Annotated in this window: 5 protein-coding genes; 1 reads left to right on the forward strand and 4 read right to left on the reverse strand. The window is 61.7% G+C overall.

What is annotated here, in order from left to right; all coding sequences use genetic code 11:
• Nucleotides 1-225 precede the first annotated feature (225 nt).
• Nucleotides 226-447: a cysteine rich repeat-containing protein gene (locus tag CV770_RS40510; protein ID WP_018317585.1), complete on the reverse strand. Its 222-nt coding sequence runs from the start codon at nt 445-447 to the stop codon at nt 226-228.
• 40 nt (nt 448-487) lie between these two features.
• On the opposite strand from CV770_RS40510, the gene CV770_RS40515 reads away from it, so the two are divergent.
• A complete protein-coding gene (locus CV770_RS40515; RefSeq protein ID WP_104466271.1) occupies nt 488-1,264 on the forward strand; it encodes an exodeoxyribonuclease III in 777 nt (258 codons plus the stop codon).
• A gap of 120 nt (nt 1,265-1,384) precedes the next feature.
• Here CV770_RS40515 and CV770_RS40520 read toward each other — a convergent pair whose 3' ends face one another.
• The 3 genes from CV770_RS40520 to CV770_RS40530 form a co-directional block, all read right to left on the reverse strand.
• Entirely contained in the window at nt 1,385-2,200 is an 816-nt protein-coding gene (locus CV770_RS40520) for an SGNH/GDSL hydrolase family protein (protein ID WP_104466272.1), read from the reverse strand.
• A 95-nt stretch (nt 2,201-2,295) separates the two neighbouring features.
• Nucleotides 2,296-2,664 (reverse strand): GFA family protein, encoded by a 369-nt coding sequence (locus tag CV770_RS40525; protein ID WP_104466273.1) that lies wholly within the window; start codon nt 2,662-2,664, stop codon nt 2,296-2,298.
• A 237-nt stretch (nt 2,665-2,901) separates the two neighbouring features.
• Nucleotides 2,902-3,678 carry a potassium channel family protein gene (locus CV770_RS40530; protein WP_104466274.1) on the reverse strand — a complete coding sequence of 259 codons (777 nt, stop codon included), beginning with the start codon at nt 3,676-3,678 and terminating at the stop codon, nt 2,902-2,904.
• Nucleotides 3,679-4,229 lie beyond the last annotated feature (551 nt).

A 4,229-nucleotide genomic window follows, 5' to 3' on the forward strand; every position in this document is an offset into this window, starting at 1 on the left:
ACGGTGATGCCCTCGCCGAGCAGCCGCCCTCCCCGCCGCCGATCGAGCAGCCCGCGGCCCCGCCGCCGCTGCCGGGCTGAACTCTCGTGGCCCGGACGCGGCGCAGTGCGCCGTACTTTGCGGCGTAATGCGCTGCAGAGCCGGGGCCCATCTCTCAACAGCGCACCGTGTCGCCTTCCGGGTCCCGGCCCGCGCTGCGCGCGTCCGGGACACGGAAGGGATCGCTTACTTCTTCTTCCTGTTGTCCAGCGCCGCCTTGCAGGTCGCGCTGAGCTGGTCGCGCTTGTCGGTGAGGCAGGCGACGACGCGCCCTCCACCCGGCGCGATGCCGGCGCAGAATTTGTCATAGTCTGCCTTGCACGCACCGCGCGGGTCGGACGATTGTGCCGACGCGGCCCCGGAGAACGCGAGGGCGACGATGATGGCGGCAAAGTTCAACTTGGACATTGTATCTCCGGGTACGGAAGGCAGGAGCCGGTAGCTCTACATGAAGATCGCGACATTCAACATCAACAACGTCAACCGCCGCCTGCCCAATCTGTTGGCATGGCTGCGCGCCGCAAAGCCCGATGTCGTCGCGCTTCAGGAATTGAAGGCAAGTGATGGCGAATTTCCGGCGGCCGCGATCGAAAAGGCCGGCTATGGCGCGGTGTGGCGCGGACAGAAGACCTGGAACGGTGTCGCGATCCTTGCCCGCAATGCAGAGCCCATTCTGACCCGCGACCGCTTGCCTGGAAAACCCAGCGATCTCGAAGCCCGCTATCTCGAAGCCGCCGTGCGCGGCATCATCGTCACCAGCATCTACCTGCCGAACGGCAATCCGCAGCCGGGGCCGAAATTCGACTACAAGCTGGACTGGTTCGCGCGCCTCAGGCGCCACGCCAAGAGCTTCATCAAGCAGGATCTGCCCGTCGTGCTCGCCGGCGACTACAACGTCGCGCCTAAAGAGATCGACATCTATCCGACGCGCTCATGGGACAAGGATGCGCTGATCCAGCCAAAGAGCCGCGCTGCCTTTGCTTCGCTCGTCGAGCAAGGCTGGTGCGATGCGATCCGCGAGTTGCATGCGGACCAGCGCATCTACACGTTCTGGGACTACAAGCGGAACCGCTGGCCGCGCGATGCGGGGCTGCGGCTCGATCATCTCCTACTCAGCCCTGCCCTCGCCCCGCGCCTGGCCAAGGTCGGCGTCGACAAGAAAATCCGCGGCGAGGATGGCGCCAGCGATCACGCGCCGGCATGGGTGGTGTTGAAGGAACGTTGATGCCGTAGGGTGGATTAGCGCTGCGGCTGCGCGAAGCGCAGTCCGCCGGCGTAATTCACCGCTTCTGTTTCTGCGGACACGAACAGTGGTGGATTACGCTTCGCTAATCCACCCTACGCACTATCGCCCATAATAGTCCTGCACCGTGTCCCACGCCGCCTTTTGCAGAAGCCGCGTCGTCTCCGCATCCAGCCCCATGATGTAGGCATTGTCGACAGGCGAACGGCCTGTCAACGCGGCAAAGGTCACGCATGCCGCAAGATAGGTGCCCGCCGGACTCGGATGCCGCTTGTCCAGTGCATACAGATTGAGTTCCGGCTGCAGCTTGCGCACCCGCGCGAAGGCAAGACCTGCGGGAATGACCAGCGCATCGTTGGCATTGCCTGCGATCGTGTAGGCCTCGGCCAACGATTCCGTCATCTCCGGCTTGTCGGCATAGGCCCAGGACATGAACAGCACCGGCCGCATGCCGTGGACGCGAACGATCTCGCTGTCCTTCTTCGCGAAAGTCGCGAACGCGTCCTTCAATTGCGGATGGATCGGGCACTGGCTGCAATCCATCATCACGACGGCGTCGTACTGCCGGCCCGGCTTGTTGAAGATGACGTTGTTCTGCTCGTCGAAGGAATAAGCGCCGAGGCCGCCCGGCCGCAGTAGATTGTCCATGTCGTGCCAATCGAGGCCGGAGCCACCGATCGTCACCATGGTATTGCGATACACCGCCTTATTGGCGGGATCCACAGCCCGCTCCATGAAGGTGAGATGCCCGGGCATGCCGTTGTTGTAGTAGAAGAAGCTGTTGCCGACGAACAGCGCTGCCTTGGGGAAGTCTGGTCCGAGCGAAGTCACCTTCGGCTTGGTCTGCGCCTGGACATTGAAGCCGGCCGCAACGGCCAGACACATCGCAAGCATCACTCGCGCAAAAAGACGCATCATGGCTTCCTCCCTTTTTCCAGGACCGGAACCAAATCAGCTTTTCAAAATGGCCTCAAGAGCACGAACATGAAGCGGACATCCGCCCGCATGCATGCTCACCACAGGTTCTTACCGTCGATCATGTTGACCGGCACCGGCTCCAGATCGAAATCGTCGAACAGGCGGGCATTCACCGCGACCTTGGGATTGTCGAAATCGGGCTTGCCGGTCGACCAGTCCGGCGACTCCGAATAGGTGCCGCAGCCGCAGCTTGCATAAAAATGATGTTTGACGGTGCGGCTACCCCACAAATAGGTCGCAACGTTCTCAGGGGGCGACAGCAGGCGGAATTGCGCCGGCGTGTAATAGGCCCACAGCGCGCCACGCTTGGCGCAGAGCGTGCAAGTGCAGCGCGTCACGCCAGATGGCGCCTCTGTCACCTCGAACACCGTCTCACCGCAATGACAGCTTGCCTCGATCGGCATGATCCGCTCCCCGTTTTGTCAGGAGATGGTCGTAGCCTGCCCCTGCTGCCAACATGCTGTCAGCAGCGGGGCGCATGGGCAAGAAACGTGAAAACAACCCCATGCACAGTAGTCGCCCCCAGTCGATTCAATGACTTACGGGTACCCCGAATGTCGGATTGCCCTCGCCCCGGCAAAACACCGGCACGATGTCAAATTGAGAGACGTCAATCGGCGTTGCCGGGGCGCGAGAGCTGTTCAGGTCGCGCCTTCGTCGGGAATATTGAGAACAACGCCACAAGCCTTGCAATGCACGGCGTCGGCATCGTGCCTCTGGAGCCCGCAAGCGGGGCACGGAAATCGCACCTTGTGGGGACTGAGGAGCGCGCGTGCGAGATTGAAGAACAGCGTTACGCCGAAAATCATGATCACGACGGTGATCAAGCGACCGAGCGTGCCCGGCAGGGTAATGTCGCCAAAGCCGGTCGTTGTCAGCGCCGTGACGGTGAAATACAGCGCATCGGCATAGTTGTGGATCTCATTGTTGCGAAACTTCTGGGTCTCGTAGACGATCCCGGTCATGACGAATATGAAAACGGCGAGGTTCGTCACCGCGAAGATAACCTCTTCGTTGCGACGAAAGAACGGAGAATCGATGCGGAGCCTCGCCAGCATCTGGTAGTCGCGAAGCAGCCCCAGCGTTCGCAGAATCCGGAGAAAGCCGCCCGCCTCGCCGGCAAGCGGTGCCAGGAAAGATACGATCGCTACCATGTCAGCCCAGGTCGCAATCTGACGGAACTTCCGAAAGGGATGCCGACCGACGAGGAGTCGTGCCGAGAAATCGGCAAGCAGAAGCATGCCGAACAAAACGTCGAGCGTCTCGATGATCTCACTGGGAGGCAGGAACGAGGTTGCAATGATGAACAGCACCGTCACGATATCGAAGGCGAGCAGCGCGTAGCGGAAGCGCACGCCGCTCGGCGTTGCGCCCTCGTAAAGGCGACGGACATGGCTTCTGAGAGAATTGAGAGTCACGGCATCATGATCGCGGTTTGCGCGGATGATGGCAACTCGGAGAGCGCGCCGCAAGATCGAACCCAATCGCTGCTGTCTTTGGCCGAACAGGAGAAGGTTTGCGAACCAGGTGTTGGGAGATGACCGAAACGAACGTCTGCCATACCGACAGTCGGGGCAAGCCGCGATGCATGATCCGGCGCGAGCGCGTTCGGCAGGACTGCCGCGGAAAGCCTTAAGCCCGTCGGGGCGAGGAAGGCAGTCCGCGGCGTTCCTGAGAGGAACGTCCGCCGTGTTGAAGCCGACGCGATCGACATTTTTGCGGATGTCGGATCGGTAACTCGTCGTGTCGAGAACGAATATCTTCGTCGAAGAGGTGATGCCAGGGTCGATGTGGAGATAGTCGAGCTTTGCCGTCCAGTTTGCGGCGAGCGCCGCCTCGATGCCGCCGCCGACGACCTAGTTGCCGCGATCGTAGCGCTAGCTTCTCGCGGAGCCGAGCCGGAGGTGCGGACTGGGTGATGTCGACATCGACGCGTCCAAGCGGCGCCGCCGGTGGACCAAGGCCGGAC

Origin of the sequence: Bradyrhizobium sp. AC87j1, assembly GCF_002936975.1 — a bacterium.
Classification (GTDB): Bacteria; Pseudomonadota; Alphaproteobacteria; order Rhizobiales; family Xanthobacteraceae; genus Bradyrhizobium; species Bradyrhizobium shewense.

Bases quoted from the DNA above. Each gene is read 5' to 3' on its own strand.
- CV770_RS40525 (WP_104466273.1), bottom strand. From the start codon at position 2,664: ATGCCGATCGAGGCAAGCTGTCATTGCGGTGAGACGGTGTTCGAGGTG.
- CV770_RS40515 (WP_104466271.1), top strand. From the start codon at position 488: ATGAAGATCGCGACATTCAACATCAACAACGTCAACCGCCGCCTGCCC.
- CV770_RS40520 (WP_104466272.1), bottom strand. From the start codon at position 2,200: ATGATGCGTCTTTTTGCGCGAGTGATGCTTGCGATGTGTCTGGCCGTT.
- CV770_RS40510 (WP_018317585.1), bottom strand. From the start codon at position 447: ATGTCCAAGTTGAACTTTGCCGCCATCATCGTCGCCCTCGCGTTCTCC.